Genomic DNA, 20,916 nt, shown 5'->3' on the forward strand with positions numbered 1-20,916 from the left:
CGGCATCGCCAACCTCCACAACATCATCCTCGCCGGCTGACCGCCGACCCCGTCCCAGGCAACGCCTTCACCCGGTTACGAGACGTCCCTTAGGGGGTGAGGTGGGCCAGGGCGCCGGTTTCCAAGGCGGCCCAGACCGTGCCGTCGGGGGCGACCGTGATGCCGTGCGGCTCGGCGGCCGGGGTCGGGAGGTCGTGGGTGGCGATCGTGCCGTCCGGGGCGACGTGGCCGATCCGGTTGCCGCCCCACTCGGTGAACCAGCAGCCGCCGGCCGGGTCGGCGGCGATCGCGTGCGGCCGGGCGGCCCGGTCCGGCAGCGGGTACTCGTCGATCCGCCCGTCCGGGGTGATCCGGCCGAGCTGGCCGGCGCCGATCTCGACGAACCAGAGCGCGCCGTCCGTTCCGGCCGTGATGCCCACCGGGGCGGCGCCCTCGGTCGGCAGTAGGTGCAGCGCCACGGCGCCGTCCGTGCCCATCCGGCCGACCGCGTTCGCCCGGTTGAGCGTGAACCAGACGGCCTCGTCCGGGCCGGCGGCGACCATCGAGGCGAAGCCGCCGCTCACCGGCAGCGGAAACTGGGTCACCTCCCCGTCGGTGGTGACGCGGCCGATCGCGTCGGCGGTCATCGCCGCGTACCAGAGGGCGCCGTCGGGACCGGCGGCGATGCCGCAGGGGCCGCTTCCGGGCGGGAGCGCGACGGCGCTCTGCTCCCCGTCGGTGGTGATCCGGCCGATCCGGTCGTCGCCGGAGCGGGTGAACCAGAGGGCGCCGTCGGGGCCCGGCGTCACGATCAGCGGCCGGCTGTCGGCCGCCACCGGCCAGGTGCGCAGGTCGCCGTCCGCGCCCACCCGGGCGACCGCGCCAGCGTGGACCAGCGTCAGCCAGAGCGCGCCGTCGGGGCCGACGGTGATGCCGTACGGGCCGGCGTCCGCCCCGGTGAGCGGCACTTCCCGGATCTTCGCCAACGCCACGAGGGTCACCTTCCGTCGTCTGCTCCGCCCCGGTGGGGCCTGCCGACCGCCAACCCTGACCGCCGGCGCGCGCCACGGCAACCCGTTTGTCCGGCTCGGCGGGCGGATTGCCAGCTCGCTGACAGGTTCACCACGGCTTTCCTCCAGCCGGGTTGGTCACCGTCGGTGAGGTCATCGCACCACCCACCGACCCGATGGAGGACAACATGTCCGGCACCATGAGGAAGAAGCACCTGCTGGCCGGCCTGGCCGCGGCCGGGGTACTCGGCGTGGGGATCGCGGCGCCGACGGTCGCGTTCGCCGCGGACGGCGGCACCTCGACGCCGAGCGCCAGCGCCAGCGAGAGCGGCAGCGGCACCGATAGCGGCACCGGCACCGATAGCGGCAGCGGCAAGGACGGGCGGCAGCAGCAGCGGGCCGAGCGGCAGGCGGAGTTCGCCGAGGCTCTGGCCAAGGAACTGGGCGTCTCCACCGACAAGGTGACGGCCGCGCTGGAGAAGGTGCACGAGGCTCGGAAGCCGGCCGACCGGCCCGAGCGGGGTGACTCCGCCGACCGACAGGCCGCGCTGAAGGAGCGCCTGGCGCAGGCGGTCGAGGACGGCAAGCTCACCCAGGAGCAGGCGGACGCCATCACCGCCGCCGCCGAGGCCGGCGTCTTCCCCGGCCCGGGCGGTCGCGGCGGGCACGGCGGCCCGGCCGGCAGGTGACCGCACGCCGTCCGCCCCGGCGACCTCCGGGGCGGACGGCGGCGGCTCCGGCGACCTCCCGGGGCGAACGGCGGCGGCTCCGGCCTCGGGCCGCACGGCTCGGGCCGCCGGCCGCACGACTCACGCCGACGCCGCACGACTCACGCCGTGGCGGGCGGCTCAGGCGCCCGGTGGCGGGGCGAAGACGCCGACGTGGTTGCCGGCCGGGTCCGCCAGGTGGGCGAAGGTGAGCCCGTTGCCGGTGGACTTCAGCGGCACCAGCACCTTGCCGCCGGCCGCCTCCGCGCGCCGGCAGGCGTCCGCCACGTCGGCCACCTGCACGTAGAAGATGGCGTAGTCGGGGCCCGCCCCGCCGGTGCCCCGGATCGCTCCGCTGATCCCCGCACCGACGCCACCCTCGGTCGTCCGGTACGGCGCTTCAGCCGTGCCCTCCTCGGTGAAGCTCCAGCCGAACAGGTCGCCGTAGAACCGCTGGGCCTCGTCCGGCCGCTCGGCGCCGATCTCGAACCAGGTGACGGCGTTGCTGATGGTCATGTGTGGCCTCCCGTTCCCCGCGCCGGCCGGTCGACCGGCGCCGTCAGGAGAAAGCCTCGGCCCCGCCCACGACACCGTCCTGTCGGTGTTTCCCCGGCAGTTCGACCGGATCCCGCACCGGCGGAAGTGTCCAAGAGGGACAGGAGGCCGTGCGCGGGAGGGCAGCGCCGCCCCGTCTCAGACCAGGCTGAGCCGGTGGATCCGGTCGTGCGGGATGTCGAGGTCGTCGACGGCCAGCTCACGCTCGGGGATCCGCTCGCCGAGGGCGGCCACCGAGGTGATCCGGTCGGTGCGGAAGGCCCGGATGCCGCCGCGCAGCCGGCACCAGGCCAGCAGGTACCAGTGCCGGGGGTTGCCGAGGAAGCCGAGCGGCTCCACGTCGCGCAGCGAGCCGGCGCCCGCCCGGTCGGCGTAGCGGATGCGCAGCACGCGGCGTGCGCGTACGGCGTCGGCGACCCCGGCCGGGACGGGCGCGACGGGCCCGTCGCCGATCAGGTGCACCCGCGCGGCCAGCCGGTGGGCCTCGGCGGCGTCGGCGGCCGGCATCACGGCGAGCAGCTTGCGCAGCGCGGTGCCGGCCGCGGCGCCGAACGGCGTGCCGCGCATGCGGTGCAGCGCCACCGCCAGGGCGACGGCCTCTGCGGGAGTGAGGTTGACCGGCGGCAGGGTGCGCGCCCGGTCGAGCGCGTAGCCTCCGGTGCGGCCCGGCTCGGCCCAGATCGGCACGCCCGATTCCTGGAGGGCGCCGATGTCGCGCTCGATGGTGCGGGTGCTCACCTCGAAGCGCTCGGCGAGCCAGCGGGCGCTGCGCGGCCGGGGCGACACGGCGCGCAGCTCCTCCACCAGGGCGTAGAGACGGTCCGTCCGGTTCACCCCCGCAACCTACGACGGGGGTGCGACGCGACCGCTCCGCCCGCGGGCCCAGTTGTCGCAGTGCCCGCAGCCCGTGGTCACGGAGCGCAGCGGGGCCACGCCGCCTCCGACGGAGCGCGGGACGGACCGGCTCAGGCGATGCAGGCGCAGACGATCAGGGCGGCGCCGAAGTGGGTGGCGGCGCTGACCCGGGCCGCCGGGTGCGGCTCGTCGGAGCAGATGATCTCGCCGAGCCTGCCCGGGGTGAGCAGGTCCAGCACGAAGAACGCCAGCGCCATGATGGCCAGCCCGATCAGGCCGAAGAGGACCGTCGAGGCCAGCCCCTTGGCGAAGTCGCTGTAGCTGGTCAGGATCGCGGTGAACACGATCCCGGCGATGCCGAGCTGGTTGGCGGCGAGCAGCAGCGCGGCGTTGCCGTTGCGCCGCACCCAGATCAGCTCCCGCAGCTTGCCGGGAGTGAGCACGTCGACCAGCCCGAACCCGGCCGCCATCAGGGCCACCCCGACGACCCCGAACACGACGCTCTGCCAGGCTCCGCTGAGCAGATCCTCCAGCACCGACTGCCTCCCCGACCTCTGCGCCCGGCGGGGGTGCCGGCGCGGTGATCGAGACGATAGCGGCAGTACGCCAGCGGCGGCAGCCCCCGCCCTACAGCGACAGGTAGCGCTGCCGCTCGTAGGGGGTGACCTCGCGGCGGTACTGCTCCCACTCGGCCCGCTTGTTGCGCAGGAAGAAGTCGAAGACGTGCTCACCGAGCACCTCGGCGACCAGCTCGGAGCCGGCCATCACGTCGATCGCCTCGGCCAGGTTCTCCGGCAGCGGCTCGTAGCCCATCGCCCGCCGCTCGGCGCTGGTCAACGACCAGACGTCGTCCTCGGCGCCCGGCGGCAGCTCGTAGCCCTCCTCGATGCCCTTCATGCCGGCGCCGAGCAGCACCGCGAAGGCCAGGTAGGGGTTGGCCGCCGAGTCCGGCGAGCGGACCTCCACCCGGGCCGAGTTCGGCTTGCCGTAGGCGGGGACCCGGACCAGCGCCGACCGGTTGAGGTGACCCCAGCAGACGTACGCGGGGCTCTCGGTGACCCGGTCCGGCAGCGCCTGCGGGAAGAGCCGCTTGTAGGAGTTGACCCACTGGTTCGTGACGGCCGTGTACTCCCGGGCGTGCACCAGCAGCCCGGCGATGAACGCGCGGGCCACCTTGGACAGCTTCATCGGGTCGCCGGCGTCGTGGAACGCGTTGCGCTCCCCCTCGAACAGCGACAGGTGGGTGTGCATGCCGCTGCCGGGCTGGTCGGTGAAGGGCTTCGGCATGAAGGTGGCCTGCACTCCGGTGGAGAGGGCGACCTCCTTCACCACGTGCCGGAAGGTCATGATGTTGTCGGCGGTGGTCAGCGCGTCGGCGTAGCGCAGGTCGATCTCCTGCTGGCCGGGGGCGACCTCGTGGTGGCTGAACTCCACCGAGATGCCGATCCGCTCCAGCGCCAGCACCGCCTGCCGGCGGAAGTCGCGGGCCACCGCGTGGGTGGTGTGCTCGAAGTAGCCGCCGGTGTCGACCGGGACCGGCACCGAGCCGTCCATCGGGCCGTTCTCCAGCAGGAAGAACTCGATCTCGGGGTGGGTGTAGAAGGTGAAGCCCTTCTCGGCCGCCCTGGACAGCGCCCGGCGCAGCACGTGCCGGGGGTCGGCCCAGGAGGGGCCGCCGTCGGGCAGCAGGATGTCGCAGAACATCCGGGCGCTCTCGCCGCTGACCCCGCCCTCGAACGGGAAGACCTGGAAGGTCGTCGGGTCCGGCATGGCCACCATGTCGGACTCGAACACCCGGGCGAAGCCCTCGATCGCCGAGCCGTCGAACCCGATGCCCTCCTCGAAGGCCGCCTCCAGCTCGGCGGGGGCCACGGAGACGCTCTTGAGCGTGCCCAGCACGTCCGTGAACCACAGCCGGACGAACCGGATGTCCCGCTCTTCCAGCGTACGGAGGACGAACTCCTGCTGACGGTCCACTTCCACCCCTCGCGACACTGTTGTCCGCCTTCGACCGGGGGCGACCCGGCCTGACCGACCAGTCTCCACCCGCCTCGTTACGCCGACGTTACGCGACCGGCCGGCACGCGTCCCGCTCTGTCCGCGGCTCCCGCCCGACCGGCCGACCCCCGCCCGACGGGACGGGCCGCCGCCGTCGTCGCGTCGCCGCCGGGCCCGCCGCCGCCGTCCGGTAGCGCCCCGCGGCGGTGGCCGCCGTCTCGCCCCGCCCAGCGTGTCGGGCCCGGACGGCTGGGGCAAGATGAGGGCATGCCCACCCTGCGTCTCGCCCTGTGCCAGGTCAACCCGACCGTCGGCGACCTCGCCGGCAACGCCGGCCTGGTCCGTGACTGGACCCGCCGCGCCGCCGCCGCCGGCGCCCAGCTCGTCGCGTTCCCGGAGATGGCGCTGACCGGCTATCCGGTCGAGGACCTGGTCTTCCGGCGGTCCTTCGTCGCCGCGTCGAAGGCCGCGCTGGAGCGGCTCGCCGGCGACCTCGCCGCGGACGGGCTGGGCGAGCTGCCGGTGCTGGTCGGCTACCTGGACGCCGACGGCCCGCCGCAGGTCAGCGGCGACGCCGAGCCGGGCCACGGCGCCCGCAACGCGGCCGCCCTGCTGCACCGGGGCGGCGTCGTGGCCACCTACTTCAAGCACCACCTGCCCAACTACGGGGTCTTCGACGAGGACCGCTACTTCGTCCCCGGCGACGCGCTGACCGTCGTCCGGATCGGCGGGGTGGACGTGGCGCTGACCATCTGCGAGGACCTGTGGCAGGCCGGCGGCCCGTTCGCCGCCGCGCGCCAGGCCGGCGTCGGCCTGGTCCTGAACATCAACGGCTCGCCGTACGAGCTGAACAAGGACGACATCCGGCTGCCGCTGGTGCGCCGCCGGGCCGCCGAGGCGGGGGCGACCATCGCGTACGTCAACATGGTCGGCGGCCAGGACGAGCTGGTCTTCGAGGGCGACTCGATGATCGTGACCGCCGACGGCACGCTGCTCACCCGGGCCCCGCAGTTCGTCGAGCACCTGCTGGTGCACGACGTCGAGCTGCCGGCGGCCGGGGAGCCGGCCGGCCCCGACCAGGCGCTGGCCGACGACATGCGGGTGGTCCGCGCCGCGGTCGACGCCGTCCCGCCACCGACCGGCGGTCCCGTCGCCACGGGCGGGACCATCGCCCCCGTGGCCGACGAGGCCGAGGTGTGGCAGGCGCTCGTGCTCGGCCTGCGCGACTACGTCAACAAGAACCGGTTCCCGTCGGTGGTGCTCGGCCTCTCCGGCGGCATCGACTCGGCGGTGGTGGCCGCGCTGGCCGTCGACGCGCTCGGCCCCGACCGGGTGGTCGGCGTCTCGCTGCCCAGCCAGCACTCCTCGGAGCACAGCCGGGAGGACGCGGCGGAGCTGGCGAAGCGCACCGGGCTGGACTACCGGGTCGAGCCGATCCAGCCGATGGTGGACACCTTCCTGGCGAACATGTCGCTCTCCGGCGTCTCCGTGGAGAACCTCCAGGCGCGGGTCCGCGGGGTGATCCTCATGGCGCTGTCGAACCAGGAGGGCCACCTGGTGCTGACCACCGGCAACAAGAGCGAGCTGGCGGTCGGCTACTCCACCCTCTACGGCGACTCGGTCGGCGGCTTCAACCCCGTCAAGGACGTCTGGAAGACGCTGATCTGGCGGCTCGCGAAGTGGCGCAACGCCGACGCCACCCGCCGGGGCGAGACCCCGCCGATCCCGGAGAGCTCGATCGGCAAGCCGCCGAGCGCCGAGCTGAGCCCGGGCCAGTTGGACAGCGACACGCTGCCCGACTACGACGTGCTCGACCCGATCCTGATCGGCTACGTCGACGGCGACCTCGGCCGCGACGGGCTGGTCGCGTCCGGCCACGACCCGGCCGTCGTCGACCGGGTGCTGCGGATGGTGGATACCGCCGAGTACAAGCGGCGGCAGTCCGCGCCGGGCACGAAGATCTCGATGAAGGCGTTCGGGCGGGACCGGCGGCTGCCGATCACGAACCGGTGGCGCGAGGACGGCTGAGCCGTGCCGCTCCCGGGCCGGCGCCGGCCCGGGAGTGACATCCTCCACTGAGCTCTGCCGCCGGCCGGTCGGGTGGTGCGACGATCGCGGCGGAACCCGGGGACCGCGCACGCGGCCTCGAGGAAGGAGAGAGTCATGGTGGAGTCCACCCCGTCCGAGGTGACCGCCCTCTACGGCGGCCCGGCCACCCGGCGGGTCCGCACCCGCGACCTGATCGCCGCCAAGGAGCGCGGCGAGCGGTGGCCGATGCTCACCTCGTACGACCAGTACACCGCCTCGATCTTCGACCAGGCCGGCATCCCGGTGCTGCTGGTCGGCGACTCGGCGGCGAACAACGTCTTCGGCTACGAGACGACGGTGCCGGTGACCGTCGAGGAGCTGCTGCCGCTGGTCCGCGCGGTGGTCCGGGCGACCCGGCACGCGCTGGTCGTCGGCGACCTGCCGTTCGGCTCGTACGAGGAGGGCCCGACGCAGGCGCTGCGCACGGCGGTGCGGTTCATGAAGGAGGGCGGCTGCCACGCGGTGAAGCTGGAGGGCGGCCGGCGCTGCGCGGCGCAGATCGCGGCGATCACCGGTGCCGGTATCCCGGTGATGGCGCACATCGGTTTCACCCCGCAGAGCGAGCACGCCATTGGCGGCTACCGGGTCCAGGGGCGCGGCGACGCGGCCGACGACGTGATCGCCGACGCCCGTGCCGTGGCCGAGGCGGGCGCGTTCGCCGTGGTGCTGGAGATGGTGCCCGGCGAGGTGGCCAAGCGGATCACGGCGGAGCTGCCGATCCCGACCGTCGGCATCGGCGCCGGCCCGGACACCGACGCCCAGGTGCTGGTCTGGCAGGACATGGCCGGCCTGCGCGCCGGCAAGGCGCCACGTTTCGTGAAGCGCTACGCCGACCTGGCCGGGACCCTCACCGACGCGACCCGGCGCTTCGCCGACGAGGTCCGCGGCGGCGACTTCCCCGCCGCCGAGCACACCTTCTGACGCCGGTCAGCCGGTCCGGCGGCCGTGCGCGCCGCCGGACCGTGCGCCGGGCGAGCTCGGCCGGCGCCGGGGAGCGGCCGCGCAGAGCCCGGCCGGCGTCGAGGGCACAGTGGAGGGCCGCTGCCCGGGCAGACCCGACACCGCTTCGCGGCCCCGGCGAGGCTGGCCCCGCCCGGGGTCAGAGGTCGGTGACCCGGATGCCCGCGTGCGCCTTGTAGCGCTTGTTGATGGCGATCAGGTTGGCGGTGAACGCCTCGATCTGGTGGGCGTTGCGCAGCCGGCCGGCGTAGACGCCGCGCATGCCGGGGATCCGGGCGGCGAGCGCGGCGACCACGCCGACCAACTCCCGCTCCTCGGTGCAGATCAGCACGTCGAGGTCGATCCGGTCGATCTCCGGATCGGCCAGCAGCGGCGCGCTGACGTGGTTGAAGGCGGCGCAGACCCGGGAGTCGGGCAGCAGCCCGGCGGCCTGCTGGACGGCGCTGCCCTCCGGCACGACGAGCGCGTACGGGCCCTGCTTGTCGAAGCCGAGCGGGTTGACGCAGTCGATGACGATCTTGCCAGCGAGGGGCTCGGCGAGCGCGGCGACGGTGGCGGCGTGCCCGTCCCACGGCACCGCGATGACGACCACGTCGCTGAGCCGGGCCACCTCCTCGTTGCCGGCACCGGCGACCTCGGCCCCGGCCGGGACGCCCGGCAGTGCCGCGATCTCCTCGGCGGACTGCGCGGCCCGCTCGGCGGACCGGGATCCGATCAGCACCGTCTGGCCGGCCCGGGCGAACCGGTAGGCGAGGCCCCGCCCCTGGTCACCGGTGCCGCCGATGATGCCGACGGTCAGCCCGGACACGTCGGGCAGGGTGCTCGCGTCGTAAGCCATGCCGCCATCCTCGCAAACCCGCCCGCCGGCAGCAGCGGCCGGCACTGTGACAAACCCCGCTGCCGCCCCACGCCGACGGCCGCGAGGCGGGCGGCGGCGACCGCCGGGCAGGCGGCAGCCGGCGCGCACGCGGCGCACGAACCGGCAGGCGTTGGCCGGCGCGCGAACGGACAGGCGGAGGCAGGGTCGGTGGGCAGGCGGCGTCAGGCCCGCTCGAAGGCGACCGAGCGGGCGACCGGGTCGGCGGTGACCAGCCGGACCCGGACCCGCTCCCCCAGCGGCAGCTCGCCCAGGCAGCGGGCCCGCACCGGCGGGTCGTCCAGCGCCACCGTGCCGCCCGGCCGGCGACCCGGGCGGGCCCGGCCGTCCGGGGCCGCGTCGACGTCCAGCACCGCCGCGTCGAAGGTCTCCCCCACCCGGTGCTGGAGCAGCACCGCCTCGGCCAGCTCGATCGCCCCGCGGGTGGCCGCCGAGGCCGTCCGGTCGGTGGCGGCCATCACCTCGGGCAGCCGGGGCAGCGCCGCGCGGGCCCAGTCGGGCACCGGCCGGCCCTCGTGCAGGGCCAGGCAGACCTCCGTGGCGTACCGGTCGGCCAGGCGCCGCAACGGCGCGGTGACATGGGCGTACGCTGCCGCGACCCCGCCGTGCTCCCGCTGCTCCGGCGGCGCGCCGTCGAAGGCGGTGTACGCGGCGCCGCGCATCAGCTCGGCCGCCTGGTCGACGAAGGCCGCCGCCCGGGACTGCGACGGGTCCAGCCCGGCGATCACCTCGCCGGGGCCGGCCCCGTCGGGCCAGTGCACGCCCAGCGGGGCGGCGGCGGCCCGCAGCCGCGCCACCGCCTCGGGCTTCGGGGCCGGCATCGTGCGCAGCAGGCCGATCCGCCCGGCCAGCATGATGTCGGCGGCGGCCATCCCGGTCAGCAGGGAGATCTGGGCGTTGTGCTCCTCCATCGGCACCGGCCCGCGCAGCACCAGCCGCCAGCCGTCGCCGTCGGCCTCCACGTCCTGCTCGGGCAGGGGCAGGTTGATCGCGCCCCGGCGCAGGCCGCGGGCGGTGAGCAGGGCCCCGATCTCGGGCAGCAGGGCGATCGGGTCGGGCAGCCGGCCGGCGTCGGCGGCCGCCTGGACGCCGACGTAGTCCAGCTGGGCCCGGCTGCGGACCAGCGCCCGCTCCAGCGTGACCCCGACGGTGCCGCCGTCGGAGTCGAGGTCGACGGTCCACACCACGGCGGCGCGGTCGACGGCCGGCAGGAGGCTCGCCGCGCCCTCGCTGAGGGTCTCGGGGTGCAGCGGCACGGTCCCGTCGGGCAGGTAGACGGTCTGCCCGCGCCGCCAGGTCTCCTCCTCCAGCGCCCCGCCGGGGCGCACGTGCGCGGCCACGTCGGCGATCGCGTACGTCACCCGGTAGCCGCCGCCGGCGCGGCGGGCGAGGTGCATCGCCTGGTCGAGGTCGCGCGAGCCGGCGGGGTCGACGGTGACGAACGGGATGTCGGTGCGGTCGACGGCCGGCCGGGGCGGCGCCGCCGCCGCGTCGTCGGCCTCGCGCTGCGCCGCGGCCGGGAAACCCTCGGGCAGTCCCAGCTCGCGGCGCAGCGCGCCGAAGTCGATGCGGGGCGCGAGTACGCGTCGGATCACCACGGGGTCAATCCTGACAGTGTGGCGGATGATCCGCTTCCCGGCGCGCGCCGGGAGCCGCGACGCCGGGATCAGCCGGTCGCCTTGCGCGCGCCCGCCCGCCCGGCGCGGGGCGCGGTGGCCCGGGCGGGCGCCTTGCGCGCGGTGACCTTCTTGGCCGGCGCCTTGGCGGCGGTGGTCTTCGCCGGGGCCTTCTTCGCGGCCACCTTGCGGGTGGTGGCCGACGACGTCGCGGTCGCCTTCCTCGCCGGGGCCTTCTTCGCCGCCGCCTTGCGGGCGCCGCCGGTGGGCCGGGTCGCGGCCGTCTTGCGGACCGGCGTCGTCTTCGCGGCGGTGGTCTTCCTCGCCGGGGCCTTCGCCGCCGTCGTGGTCTTCTTCGCCGCCGTCGTGGTCTTCTTCGCCGCCGAGGTGACCTTGCGGGCGGCGGTGCCCGTCCTGGCGGGAGCCTTCTTCGCCGGCGCGGTGGTCTTCTTCGCCGCGGTGGTGGCCTTCGTCGCCGCCTTCTTCGCGGGGGCCTTCTTCGCCGCGGCCGTCGTCCGCTTCGCCGCCGCCGTCGTCGTCCGCTTCGCCGCGGTGGGCGCCTTCTTCGCCGCGACAGCCGTGGTCTTCTTCGCGGCGGCCGTGGTCTTCTTCGCCGTGGTGGCGGCCTTGGTCGCCGCCTTCTTCGCGGGGGCCTTCTTCGCGGGGGCCTTCTTCGCCGCGGTGGCCGTCGTCCTCTTCGCTGCGGTGGTCTTCTTCGCGGGGGCCCGCCCGGCGCCACCGGCGGCCTTGCTGGCCGGCGCCTTCTTCGCCGCGGTGGTCGAGGCGGTCGGCCGCGCGGTCCGGGTCGCGCCCGCGGAACGCTCCGCCGCGGCGGTCTTCCTGGCGGGCGTACGTCTGGCGGCCGGGCGGGTGGTGGCCTGCTGTGCTTCGGCCATCTCGGTTCCCTCCTTGGGGACGTGCTCTCGCCCTCGCGGAGCACGGGGTACCTCGACGCGGGCCGTCCCGCGCCGCCTATCTGTCCTCCCCGGCCCAGCGGGCGTCCTCGGCGTCCCACGCTTCGTTGCGCTCCCGCACCAACTGCAGGGCGTTCTCCGCGTCGGCGGCTGAGGCGTACGGCCCGAGAACGTGCTTGGCGGGGCACACGTCGGCATCGGTCTCGACCCGGTGGTGTCGGGTGCACCAGTAGTAGTGCGCACCGCTTCCGCTGTCGCTCATGGGATCACTGTGCACCGCGAACCACCCGGCCGCCACCGGAACACCACAAGTCGCCGATGTTCTCCACAGTAGACGTGGTTCCGGCCGCAGGGGCGGGAACTGCGAAAACGCCGCTTCCGGGACTTCCGGGGCCGCCCGGCGGGGGCCCGACGGGGCAGCCGCGGGGCGCGCCGGTGTCGCACAATCCCCCGGTGCGACGCGGGGGAGGAACATCGGTGTGGCTGCGGCGCGGGCTGGCCGTCGCGGCGCTGGCGGCCGTGCTGGCGACGGTCGGGGTGGTCGTCGGGCTGCCGCTGCTGCGGGACCGGTCGCAGCAGCGGCTGGAACAGCGGGCGGAGCGGGAGGTGACCGCGACCGCGCAGCTCGCCCGCACGCGGCTGCTCGCCGACCCCCGGGCAGGGGAGTCGACGCTGCGGCAGGCGGCCGGCTCGGTGGCCGGGGTCGAGGTGCTGACGGTACGCGGCGACGGGCCGGCGGTCCGGCTGGTGTTCCGGGTCCGGGTCACCAAGACGGCGGCGTCCGTCTTCGGCTGGCAGCGGGCCGACGCGTCGGCCTGCTTCGCGCAGGTCGTGCACGCCGAGGCCGGCCCGGCCGCCCTCGAACGGCTGTCCTGCCCGGACTGACCCGCCCGCACGCCGCAGGTGCGGTCGACGCCGCCGCCCGGCGGCACCGGGGCGGGCATCGGCTGAACAGCCGGTTCCGGTGGACGGTGACCGTCGGCAGGATCGGGCGTCGTGATCGACACGACGTCCGACACACGGACGTGCCCCGGATGCGGCGCCGCCACGGTGTCGCTGGCCGAGGCCGTCCCCTGGTGCCCCGGCTGCGAGTGGAACCTCGACGCGTACGACGGCCGGCGGCGTGACCGCGAGTTCGGCTGGGCGTGGGTGGACCGGTGGACCTACCGGCTCGCATTCCGGATGACCCGCGGCCAGTACGCCCGCCTGGTCGGGCGCCCGCTCGGCGCGAACGGGCGGGGTGGCGCCGCGCTGCTGACCGCGGGGGCGTCGCTGGTGCTGATCGGCGCGGTGGTCGCGCTCGCGGTCACCGGGGTCTGGCTGCTCGTGGCGTTCCCCTTCCCGAGCCTGTCCGTCCTGCTCGGCGTGGCGCTGCTCGGTCTGGCCGTCGCGCTGCGGCCCCGGTTCGGCCGGCTCGACCCGGACCTGGAGGTGCTCACCAGGGAGCGGGCACCGGAGCTGCACGCCCTCGTCGACGAGGTGGCGGCGGCGGTGGGCGCGCCCGTCCCGGACGTCGTCGGGGTGGACGGCGACCTGAACGCGTACGCGGGTCTGGTCGGGGTGCGCAGGCGGCGGGTGCTCTGCCTGGGGCTGCCGTACTTCGGCGTGCTCGGCCCGCAGGAGCGGGTGGCGCTGCTCGGCCACGAGCTGGGTCACTTCGTCAACGGCGACCCCCGCCGGATGCTGCTCAGCCAGCCCGCCTTCACCATGCTCGGCTCGGCGGCGGACCTGGTCCGCCCGGTGGACACCGTGCCCCCCGGCGGTCTGGTGGAGATGGTCGGCGAGGCGCTGGGCAAGGCGTTCGGCTGGGTGCTGTCCCGACTGTTGTTCGGCGCGCACCTGGTCCTGGTCAGTATCGCGCTGCGGGACAGCCAGCGCGCCGAGTACCTGGCCGACGAGATGTCCGCCCGGGCCGCCGGGACGGCGGGCGCGGTCGGCCTGCTGGACGTGATGCTCGCGATGGAGTCGACGGCGCGCGCCGTACGCCGGGAGTCGCGAGCCGGGCACGGCGCGGACCGGTGGCGGACGGCGGCGGCCGAGGCCCGCGCGGCGGCCGAGGACCGGCTGCCGCTGCTGCGCCAGCTCTCCGTCCGCGACGAGGTGTCGCTCTTCTCCTCGCACCCGCCCGCCGGGCTGCGGCGGCGGATGCTGGAGAGCCGGCCGGCGCACGAGGCGGCGGTGGTGCTCACCGAGGAGCGGATGGCGCGCATCGACGCCGAGCTGGCGAAGGAGTACGCCCGGGTCGCCCGGGAGATCAGCTGGGCGGGGTGACGCGGGGCGGGCCGCCGACCGGAGGGCGGGTTAGGGTCGCCGGATGGGTGCATCGGACTACATCCTGCGGATCCGCGAACGCGTCGGCCACAGCCTGCTCCTGCTGCCGAGCGTGAGCGCGGTAATCCGCAACGACGACGGCGAGCTGCTGCTCGGCAAGCGCGCCGACGACGGGCGCTGGTCGGTGATCAGCGGCGTCCTCGAGCCGGGCGAGCAGCCGGCCACGGCCGTGGTCCGCGAGGTGTGGGAGGAGACCGGCCTGCACGTGGAGCCGGTCCGGCTGAGCAGCGTCCTCAATCACCCGCACACCTATCCCCACGGCGACCGCTGCGAATACCTGAACCTCGGCTTCCAGTGCCGGCTGCTGGGCGGGGACGCCCGGGTCAACGACGACGAGTCGGTGTCGGTGGAGTGGTTCTCCCCGGACCGGCTGCCCGAGCTGGACCGGCACGCCCGGCTGGTCCTCGCGCACGCCCTCGGCGCCGAGCAGGCCGCCTGGTTCCTGCCTGCCGGCACGGTGTGGACCGAGTCCGATGAGTGACCTCGACCCGGCCCTGCGCCGCTACCTCGCCGACCTGGTCGCCGCCGCCCGCGACGTCCTCGGCGACGACCTCGTCGGGGCGTACGCGGCCGGCTCGGTGGGGCTGGGCGCGTACCAGCCGGGGCGCAGCGACGTCGACGTGGCGCTGGTCTGCGCGGACGCCCTCGACCTGGCGCGCAGGCACGAGCTGGTGGCGCGGCTGCGGCACGAGGCCCTGCCGTGCCCCGCGCGCGGGCTGGAACTGGTCGTCTACCGCCGCGCGGTCGCCGCCTCCGGCACGCCGGAGCCCGGGTTCGAGGTCGAGCTGAACACCGGCGCGCGGATGGCGTTCCGGGCCACCTGGGCCGCCGCCGACCGGCCCGCCGGGGACGGCCTGTTCTGGTACGGCCTGGATCGCAGCATCCTGCACCAGTGCGGGCACGCCCTGCTCGGGCCGCCGGCCGCCGAGACCTTCGCCGACCTCTCCCCCGCCGACCTGCGCCGCCTGCTGACCGACGCGCTGCGCTGGTGGCTGGCCCTGCCGACCCCGCCGGGCGACGGTCCCGCCCCGGGGGCCGAGGACGCGGTGCTCGGCGCCTGCCGGTCCCTGGTGAAGGTCCGCCACGGCGTCTGGCTGTCGAAGGCCGACGCCGGCCGCCGGCTGATCGCCGACGGCTGGCCGGCGGACCCGACCGCCGGAGGCTGGCCGAACGGCCCCGCCGTCGGCCCGGCCGCCGATCCGGCGGCCCGCGACGGCGGGCCCGCCGACCTGGTCGCGCGGTCGATCGCCGCGCGGGCGGGCGGGCCGCCGCCGAGCGGGCCGGAGGCACGGGCCTTCCAGCGCCGCGTCCTGGCCGAGATCAGCGGCTGACCGGCTCCACCGGTATCCACAGCTCTGCCTCCGCCTCGGCGCCGTCCGCCCAGTGCCGAGTACGGGAGATCTCCGGTTGCGTCTCGCGCCCCCTCGGCAATGATCCGTGGGCAGGCGGATGGTGTTGAATCGGCTCCGTGGCGAAGACCTTGAAGATCACCACTCGGAACGCAAGTTTCCAGCAGTGGCAGGCGCTGCTGACCAATCGCAACAAGCGCCAGCGTTTGCGGGAGTTCCTGGTGCAAGGGGTCCGACCGATCACCCTGGCCCTGGAACAGGGATGGGAGATTCGGGCTCTCCTCTACCCCGACCGGCAGGTCCTGTCCCGGTGGTGTCGGGACCTCCTCGATCAGGTCTCGACTACTCGCGTAGCTCTTGCACCGGAGCTGATGCATGAACTAGGCGGCAAGGAGGAGGAGGCGCCCGAGTTGCTGGCTGTGGTGGCGCAGCCCGAGGACAGCCTGGGTCGTATTCCGGTCGGGCCGAAGATGCTTGTCGTGGTCTTCGATCGCCCGAAGACCCCGGGCAACATCGGCACTCTGATCCGTTCCGCAGACGCCTTCGGGGCCTCGGGTGTGATCATTACCGGCCATGCAGCTGACCCTTACGATCCGAAGGCAGTCCGGGCCAGCACGGGATCCCTGTTCGCCCTCCCAGTCGTGCGAGTCGCCAGCCATCGGGAAGTTCTCGACTGGGTGGCCGCAATGCGTGCGTCCGGCCTTCCACAGGTTCAGATCATCGGCACGGACGAGCATGGCGAGGTGGATGTCGCGGCGCATGACCTGACGCGCCCCACACTCCTTCTCGTTGGCAACGAGACACACGGACTCAGCTCCGGCTGGCAGGAGGCGAGTGACCGGATGGTCCGCATCCCCATCGTCGGTGCCGCCAGTTCGCTGAACGCGGCGGCAGCCGGAACGGTCGTGCTGTACGAGGCCGCACGGCAGAGAGCCAAGCAGGGGTAGGTCACGCCGTGCGGGCCCGAGGGTCGTCGTCCGGCCCGGCCGTGGTGCGGACAGAAACTCCGGGCACCGGATGCCGGTGCCCGGAGTGCCTGCCGTACCGATCAGAGCTGGAGGCCCGCCTTACGGCGGATCCGGCTGGCCCCGATCAGGAGGCCGCCGGCGGCCAGCAGGCCGCCGCCCAGGGAGAGGGCCACGGCGGAGTCGTCGCCGGTGACCGGCAGCTCCTTGTCGTGCTTGCCGTCGTGCTTGTCATGGTGCCGGTGGTCGTACTTGCCGCCCCGGATGCAGACGGTGACGGTGACCGGGTCGGAGACCACGGCCTTGCCGTCGAAGGTGCCGGTCGCCCGGGCCGTGTTGACCACCTTCCCGCGCTTGACGTCGGCCTTGGTGACCACGTGCGGCTTGACGGCGTGGCAGTCGGTGCTCGTGCCCGGCGCCAGCGTGGTGCTGTTGCAGACCACCTGGCCGGCGGTCGGGTCGTTGACACCGACGTTGGTGATGGTGACGGTGCCGGTGTTGGCCACCCGGTAGGTGTAGAAGATCTTGTCGCCCTTGGCGGCGTAGCCGTCCTTCTCACACTTCTTGCTGCAGTCCGACTCGACCCGAGCCTTCTTGTCGATCGACAGGCTGACCTGCTTCGGCGGCGCGGGCTTGGTGGTCACGGTGAACGTGGCCTCGTTGGACGGCACCGTCTGCTCGCCGAACCTCCCGAGCGCCTGGGCGGTGTTGACGATCTTGCCGTTCTTCACGTCACTCTTCTTGACGGTGTACGTGCCGGTGCAGGTGGTGCTCTCCCCCGGCGCGAGCGACGTGTCCTCGCAGGTGATGCCGGTGACCGTGTCGTCGTCGATGGTGATGTCGGTGATCGGGTTGGTCGTGCCGGTGCTCTGGTTCGTCACCGTGTAGGTGTAGGTGATCACGTCACCGGCCCTGACGTCCTTGGCCGGGGATCCGGTCTTGGTCAGGTGCAGCTTCGGGTTCACCCGCGGGTTCGACGCCGCGCAGGTGTTGCTGAGCACGAAGAAGTCCGCGGTTCCGGAGATCACCGCGGTGGCGCTGATGAGCGTCCAGCCGGCCGGGGTCCGGATCCACGCCTTGCTGGTGCCCATGTTGTTGACGATGGCGCTGTTCGGGTCGGTGGGGATCGTCCTCGTGACGTTGCCGGTCGGCGTGCTGAACGTCGCGGTGACCGTCTGGAAGGTGCCGGTGGTGTTCGGGTTGCCCGGCAGGTTGAAGACCCACACGTCCTCGTTCGCGAAGGGCCCGCCGCCGAGGTTGGGGTCGCAGTTCTGGGTGACCTGCGACGCCATCGTCGGCACGTTCCCCGGCTCGATGTTGATCGTCGACGCGGCGGTGGCCGGCGAGCCGCCCGCGAGTAACAGGGCACCGGCCAACAGCGCGAACGCCGCCAGCCGTGCGTAGATGCCGCCCCGTCTGCGCGGCGTAGAGGTCTTGCTCATGTAATTCCCCCGTGGTGTGGATGGTTGACACCGGGGGCAACGAGGGGTACCAGGGTACGTCGCGCCCGAAAAGCTAGAATCCCCCACAAGATGGATATATCGGGCATTTTTGTCGGCGCGGGGCCATCGGCGAACCGCCGACGGGAAATCCTGCTGCGCGGCCCGGCAACCACCCGGTGACCGCGACCGGTCTGGTGGGCGACGGACGAGTCGACCTGTACGCCGGATCATGAAGGTGAAACTTGCTCTGAGCAGGCGCGTTTCGTTCGCCTGACACCCGCTCAGGGCGCCGCCAGGGCGTCTGGCGCGAAACAGGCCGCCAGCCACCCTGGCTGTCAGTCGTCGAACTCAAACCCGCTCGCCTCGGCGTCCGTGATCAGCCGCCGCATGCGTTCGCCGTCGGTTGCGACCACGTTCATCCGAGCTCCCAACTCTTCCAGCGCGCCTCGATCGGTGCCGTAAGCGCAGAACATGCCACCCTCGGGGTCATAGGCGAACCGGCCTTCGAGAGTCTGAGCCTCGGTGCTGACGAGAACTTGCGCGACACCTTCCCAGAAGTACCCGTTGGGCTCGTGACCAAGATCCTGGACCAGGTCGTCAACTGGCGTGGTCCCCGCATCCAGCAACAGCGAATACTGCCCAGGGGTCGTCTCGATCAGGCTAAGCAAGGTCATCGGAAGAGCCTGGCACCCATCGGTAGGCGGCGACAAGGATCTGGCAGTCGCTGCCACGGACGCGATTCCGGCTGTTCGCCCTCTCCCACGAGGCCCGCAGCCGGCTCAACACGGCGCTAGCCACCGGCAACTTCATCGGCGCTGCTATCGGCTCCGCGGCCGCGACCACGCTCTGGTCCGCGGGCGGCTGGACAGCGGTCACGATCACGGGAGCGTTGCTCTGTTGCTTCGCGCTCACCGTGTGGGCGCTGGGACGTCGGGGCCCACTCGTGATCGCTTCACCGTAACGGATAGCCGTAACGGGCGCAGCAAAACCTCCCCTCAACCGCGCGACAATGACATATGGCGCTCGTAGCGCTCCGGAGTCGAACTCGCCATAAGACCCTCGCGCCCAGTCCACGCTCCGCTTCTCGGCTGTGACAGGACGTTGGTCGGCGACTAACCTGCCCTTCCTCGATCGCCGGGCCCTGTCGCACATCACCTGACGGAGTTGTATCGCACATCAACTGGCGGATCACAGCCGGCCGCCGGCGAGCGTCGGGCTCCAGTTGATGTATTACGGAAATGTGCTCAGATGATCCGTTACACATCCGGCTAGACGATCTTTGTGTTCGTAGGGTAGCCCGCGAGGGGCTAAGTCGTCGGGATCCATGGCGTGGCCATGTGCCGTAGGTGGCTGGCTCCGAGTCGTGTGGCTGGTTCTGGGTCTTCGATGAGTTCGTTGCAGAGGCCAAAGAACTCGGTGGTCGGGCCGTCGGGTTGTAGGTGCTGTGTGACTGCGTCGTGCAGGTGATCGGCGTATTCGCTGTTGTAGGCGGTGGCGAGAGCGCGAGCGATGAGGCGCAGGCCGTGTGCGTCGTTGCGTTGCAGCAGTGCTTGGCTGGTGGCGTCGGTGACGGCGGTGTCGTGCGGATCGAGGATCAGGCGTAGCAAGACCTCGCCGGAGTCGTTGCGGTGTGCCCATCGGGCCAACTGGCGGCCGGCCTGTGCACGGACGGACCAATCCTGCGAGGAAGCAGCGGCTGTGACTGCAGTCAGGTCAGCGTCGGGAAGCGGCATGCTGGCCAGGCTCTCATGGTGTTGATCGGAGGCCGGTCCGTCGTGGCGGTTCTGGTCTTCGGACCTTGAACCGGGCGATGGGCTTGGTGGTCGTGCGAGGCACTTCCGTCAGGAGTTGGTCGCCGTCGTGGACGCGGAAGGTGGTGTCGGCGTCTTCGATGGTGACGGTTCGACCGGCGTGGCCGAGGCCGACGTGGATCCTCTGGCCGGCGATGACGAGGGCACCGCGGCTACTGACCGTCGTTCGACGCGAAGTGGCTGGGTTGCCGGGGTGGGTGGGTCGCCGCCGCCTGGGCGCGCGCCGGCCGCTGCCGCTGTCGCTCTGCGGCCGTCACGCCTGATGCCGGTGGCTGGCGCGGAGAGCGGGAAGCCCGGGGCCACTGCAGACGGGATAGCGGGGAGAGTGGTGGAGGTTCCTCGCCGGCAGCCGGCCTGCGCCGCGCCTGAGCAGCGCGGCGCTGGGAAGGGCCTGCCGGGTCCGCGCGGCAAGCCCCAAGCATGGGGGCGGTGGCCGCGCGTAGGCATGCCGGTCGTCCAGGAGCCAGCTCCACAGCCGCTCAGGGTCAGGTCAACCGCTCACCTGGGAGGGGAGGGGCGGCCGCCGGTGGCCAGCTCCGGCCCTGGGAGCCGGGTCCGTGCCGGGCGAGGTTGGGTCAACTGCGCCACTGTGGCGGTGTCCGCCGGGGGCGCAGTCCGTGACACGAGAGCCGACCCAGGCTGTGCCGGCAGCGTCCGTACGTGCGTCAAGGTCCGCTTGACGTGGCGGGCCGGGCACTTGGAGGGCGGGTCGGCAGCAGACGGGATGGCTAGGTCGGGGCTTCCTGCTCGCGCGAGGCTCGCTCAGGTGCTAGGCGGGTTTTGGCCGCGCCGCCATACCTCACCTTGGACGGCGTGACGCTCTGCCGCGTACCGCTCTTGCGTAGACCTGGCATCGCGGGCCGAAGCCGAGTCCTCGGGCGAGGAGAGACGCTTTCGGTCACGCCAGCCAACGAAGACGAACGTCGCGATCAGTAACGCGGCGAACGCTATGAGGGACACCACCACCGGCTTCATGCCATCGACGCTACGGCATACGCGCCAGAACGCCCTCCGCCTCAGTCCGGCCGACCGGTCGGGTGACCAACTGGGTGACGACGACGCGGCCAACGCTGGACGCTCATAGAACGGGGGCGGACCGTTCCAGCAGGTCACCCCTACTGCTCCCCAACTCATCGACGGCTGATCATTCCTTCACACGGAAGAAGTCGGTGCCAAGCCGTGGCCGAAGATCGTCGGGCAGCGCTCAGGACGAAGACGTCAGGTCGTCCCGGCACCCTCAGGACGATCGGTGGGTTCACTTCGTGGGGCGGAACCGGCAACATCAACGACCGGATTGAACATCAGCGCGGGAGGCATCACCATGAGCCCGGACGAGGCTGAGCAGCAGGCGAGGATCAGATTCCTCTAAGAGCGCGTCTCAGGTGGCGGTTGGCTGACCTTGGTGGTAGATCATCTCTACTGTGGATGAACGGTTGGTTCACCAGTGGGTGCCGGATGA

At 73.2% G+C, this 20,916-nt stretch carries 20 protein-coding genes; 8 read left to right on the top strand and 12 right to left on the bottom strand.

The window, feature by feature from the left end:
* Positions 1-89: 89 nt before the first annotated feature.
* Complete coding sequence (locus ACGFZ2_RS33980; protein ID WP_393460933.1) at positions 90-971, bottom strand: virginiamycin B lyase; 882 nt, start codon at positions 969-971, stop codon at positions 90-92.
* A gap of 206 nt (positions 972-1,177) precedes the next feature.
* On the opposite strand from ACGFZ2_RS33980, the gene ACGFZ2_RS33985 reads away from it, so the two are divergent.
* Positions 1,178-1,678 (top strand): hypothetical protein, encoded by a 501-nt coding sequence (locus ACGFZ2_RS33985; RefSeq protein ID WP_393460936.1) that lies wholly within the window; start codon positions 1,178-1,180, stop codon positions 1,676-1,678.
* 159 nt (positions 1,679-1,837) lie between these two features.
* On the opposite strand, the gene ACGFZ2_RS33990 is transcribed toward ACGFZ2_RS33985, so the two are convergent.
* The 4 genes from ACGFZ2_RS33990 to glnA all read right to left on the bottom strand — a co-directional run bounded on the left by ACGFZ2_RS33990 (position 1,838) and on the right by glnA (position 5,083).
* The gene (locus ACGFZ2_RS33990) at positions 1,838-2,212 is read right to left on the bottom strand and encodes a VOC family protein (protein WP_393460939.1); all 375 of its coding nucleotides are present in this window, start codon (positions 2,210-2,212) and stop codon (positions 1,838-1,840) included.
* Positions 2,213-2,389: 177 nt separating this feature from the next.
* Positions 2,390-3,085, bottom strand: coding sequence for a helix-turn-helix transcriptional regulator (locus tag ACGFZ2_RS33995; protein WP_393263032.1), 696 nt, complete (start codon positions 3,083-3,085; stop codon positions 2,390-2,392).
* A 131-nt stretch (positions 3,086-3,216) separates the two neighbouring features.
* Positions 3,217-3,642, bottom strand: coding sequence for a DUF350 domain-containing protein (locus ACGFZ2_RS34000; protein WP_357451054.1), 426 nt, complete (start codon positions 3,640-3,642; stop codon positions 3,217-3,219).
* A 91-nt stretch (positions 3,643-3,733) separates the two neighbouring features.
* Entirely contained in the window at positions 3,734-5,083 is a 1,350-nt protein-coding gene (gene glnA / locus ACGFZ2_RS34005) for a type I glutamate--ammonia ligase (RefSeq protein WP_350679748.1), read from the bottom strand.
* A 288-nt stretch (positions 5,084-5,371) separates the two neighbouring features.
* Between glnA and ACGFZ2_RS34010 the strand changes: the two genes are divergently transcribed.
* Positions 5,372-7,132 carry an NAD+ synthase gene (locus ACGFZ2_RS34010; protein WP_393460942.1) on the top strand — a complete coding sequence of 587 codons (1,761 nt, stop codon included), beginning with the start codon at positions 5,372-5,374 and terminating at the stop codon, positions 7,130-7,132.
* 135 nt (positions 7,133-7,267) lie between these two features.
* Positions 7,268-8,113: a 3-methyl-2-oxobutanoate hydroxymethyltransferase gene (gene panB / locus ACGFZ2_RS34015; protein ID WP_393263037.1), complete on the top strand. Its 846-nt coding sequence runs from the start codon at positions 7,268-7,270 to the stop codon at positions 8,111-8,113.
* 178 nt (positions 8,114-8,291) lie between these two features.
* Here panB and npdG read toward each other — a convergent pair whose 3' ends face one another.
* The 4 genes from npdG to ACGFZ2_RS34035 form a co-directional block, all read right to left on the bottom strand.
* Positions 8,292-8,990, bottom strand: coding sequence for an NADPH-dependent F420 reductase (npdG, locus tag ACGFZ2_RS34020; protein WP_393460945.1), 699 nt, complete (start codon positions 8,988-8,990; stop codon positions 8,292-8,294).
* Positions 8,991-9,193: 203 nt separating this feature from the next.
* The gene (locus ACGFZ2_RS34025) at positions 9,194-10,627 is read right to left on the bottom strand and encodes an RNB domain-containing ribonuclease (RefSeq protein WP_393460948.1); all 1,434 of its coding nucleotides are present in this window, start codon (positions 10,625-10,627) and stop codon (positions 9,194-9,196) included.
* A 68-nt stretch (positions 10,628-10,695) separates the two neighbouring features.
* Entirely contained in the window at positions 10,696-11,541 is an 846-nt protein-coding gene (locus tag ACGFZ2_RS34030; protein ID WP_393460951.1) for a histone, read from the bottom strand.
* A gap of 76 nt (positions 11,542-11,617) precedes the next feature.
* Positions 11,618-11,821 (bottom strand): hypothetical protein, encoded by a 204-nt coding sequence (locus ACGFZ2_RS34035; RefSeq protein WP_350707829.1) that lies wholly within the window; start codon positions 11,819-11,821, stop codon positions 11,618-11,620.
* A 191-nt stretch (positions 11,822-12,012) separates the two neighbouring features.
* Between ACGFZ2_RS34035 and ACGFZ2_RS34040 the strand changes: the two genes are divergently transcribed.
* From ACGFZ2_RS34040 to ACGFZ2_RS34060, 5 genes are all read left to right on the top strand, one after another.
* Positions 12,013-12,444, top strand: a complete 432-nt coding sequence (locus ACGFZ2_RS34040; protein WP_393460954.1) for a hypothetical protein — start codon at positions 12,013-12,015, stop codon at positions 12,442-12,444.
* A 111-nt stretch (positions 12,445-12,555) separates the two neighbouring features.
* Positions 12,556-13,830, top strand: coding sequence for a M48 family metallopeptidase (locus tag ACGFZ2_RS34045; RefSeq protein WP_393460957.1), 1,275 nt, complete (start codon positions 12,556-12,558; stop codon positions 13,828-13,830).
* A 43-nt stretch (positions 13,831-13,873) separates the two neighbouring features.
* Positions 13,874-14,371 carry an NUDIX domain-containing protein gene (locus ACGFZ2_RS34050; RefSeq protein WP_393263052.1) on the top strand — a complete coding sequence of 166 codons (498 nt, stop codon included), beginning with the start codon at positions 13,874-13,876 and terminating at the stop codon, positions 14,369-14,371.
* On the top strand, positions 14,364-15,221 hold the full coding sequence (locus ACGFZ2_RS34055; protein WP_393263053.1) for a nucleotidyltransferase domain-containing protein: 858 nt from the start codon (positions 14,364-14,366) through the stop codon (positions 15,219-15,221). Before ACGFZ2_RS34050 ends, ACGFZ2_RS34055 begins: the two co-directional genes overlap by 8 nt.
* A gap of 137 nt (positions 15,222-15,358) precedes the next feature.
* Positions 15,359-16,186, top strand: coding sequence for a TrmH family RNA methyltransferase (locus ACGFZ2_RS34060; protein ID WP_393263055.1), 828 nt, complete (start codon positions 15,359-15,361; stop codon positions 16,184-16,186).
* A 101-nt stretch (positions 16,187-16,287) separates the two neighbouring features.
* On the opposite strand, the gene ACGFZ2_RS34065 is transcribed toward ACGFZ2_RS34060, so the two are convergent.
* From ACGFZ2_RS34065 to ACGFZ2_RS34075, 3 genes are all read right to left on the bottom strand, one after another.
* A complete protein-coding gene (locus tag ACGFZ2_RS34065; RefSeq protein ID WP_393460960.1) occupies positions 16,288-17,646 on the bottom strand; it encodes an LPXTG cell wall anchor domain-containing protein in 1,359 nt (452 codons plus the stop codon).
* Between the two features lie 335 nt (positions 17,647-17,981).
* Positions 17,982-18,320, bottom strand: a complete 339-nt coding sequence (locus ACGFZ2_RS34070) for an immunity 51 family protein (protein WP_393263057.1) — start codon at positions 18,318-18,320, stop codon at positions 17,982-17,984.
* A gap of 633 nt (positions 18,321-18,953) precedes the next feature.
* Entirely contained in the window at positions 18,954-19,379 is a 426-nt protein-coding gene (locus ACGFZ2_RS34075) for a hypothetical protein (protein ID WP_393460963.1), read from the bottom strand.
* Positions 19,380-20,916 lie beyond the last annotated feature (1,537 nt).

Origin of the sequence: Micromonospora sp. NPDC048063, assembly GCF_043202855.1 — a bacterium.
Taxonomy (GTDB): domain Bacteria; phylum Actinomycetota; class Actinomycetes; order Mycobacteriales; family Micromonosporaceae; genus Micromonospora.